The 1024-nt window shown below is 55.5% G+C and carries 2 protein-coding genes and 1 tRNA gene; all 3 read right to left on the minus strand.

From position 1 onward, the window contains the following. Positions 1 to 121 precede the first annotated feature (121 nt). Complete coding sequence (locus tag EOB59_RS34900; protein ID WP_245486894.1) at positions 122 to 487, minus strand: GIY-YIG nuclease family protein; 366 nt, start codon at positions 485 to 487, stop codon at positions 122 to 124. Next, positions 460 to 550 (minus strand) — tRNA-Ser (locus EOB59_RS34905). The genes EOB59_RS34900 and EOB59_RS34905 overlap by 28 nt, the downstream gene beginning before the upstream one ends. Before the next feature lie 240 nt (positions 551 to 790). Continuing rightward, positions 791 to 1024, minus strand: a 234-nt coding sequence (locus EOB59_RS35800) for a hypothetical protein (protein WP_206622109.1), incomplete at its 5' end; no start/stop codon positions are given.

A 1024-nucleotide genomic window follows, 5' to 3' on the forward strand; every position in this document is an offset into this window, starting at 1 on the left:
AAGGAGAAGGCTCTTGATGTTCATTTTCTGACCTCCAGTCAGAATCGAGAGCGGAGGTCGGCAAAACCCAGATCTCAGGCCTTTTTTTCGTGATATTTCAGGCGGATAGATAAAAAGGCCTTCAGCGGGGCTCTGTCCGCCAAAACCGTTTACTGGCGAAAGCCTTGCCCGATCCGGTCTTGAAATATCGCTCGAGTTGCCGTGCGTTGGCCTCGGTTTCGACCGCGATATAGGTCCTCAGGGCTACAGGCGGATAGGCCCTGGTCGAAGTCACATAGCCTGATTGATGCGATTCGAACCGGCGTCGAAGGTCGTTTGTCGACCCGACATAGACATCGCCATTATGAAGCTGCAGGAAATAAACATGGTCCCCTACGCTACTTCGTAGCTTCGGGCGACACTCCCACGCCCGAATGCGGTTCCGGGTGGCCTGCCACCCGAAGCCCGCAGGGCGTAGGGTGGCGGAGAGGATGGGATTCGAACCCACGAGAAGCTTTTGACCTCTACTCCCTTAGCAGGGGAGCGCCTTCGACCACTCGGCCACCTCTCCGTTGCGCCGCTGGATAAAGAAAAGCGCCGGCACAATCAACAAGCCCGCATCATTATATGCAAAAATAAGAAGGCGCCGAACCGCGGCCTTCCATGGATGTGGCGGTTCTGCGGTTGTTTCCCGGCTAGCGACTCGAGAGCTTGCCATGATTCCGTCGGTCCAACGCCAGATTCGCCGGCAAACAAGGGATTGCGGCGGCCTTATGGTTAACGAGAGCTTTCTGAGTGAGGCCAAATCGTGTCATTTGTGCAACAACACCAGGGGATAGCAGCCAGGCAACCCTTTCACCGGTACGATCGTGGTTGAACGCCGCCGCCTCATGGGTAATGTCGATTTCGAAGGAGCGGCGCGGTGCGCATCTTTTTCGGTAGTGGGGATGGGGCAGGGAACGCTGTCCTTCAGCAAAGAATACCCAGACCCGTTTTTTAACTTTTGACTGGAGGTCAGAAAATGAACATCAAGAGCCTTCTCCTC

It is taken from the genome of Mesorhizobium sp. M7A.F.Ca.MR.176.00.0.0, from assembly GCF_004023165.1.
In the GTDB taxonomy this organism is placed as follows: Bacteria; Pseudomonadota; Alphaproteobacteria; order Rhizobiales; family Rhizobiaceae; genus Mesorhizobium.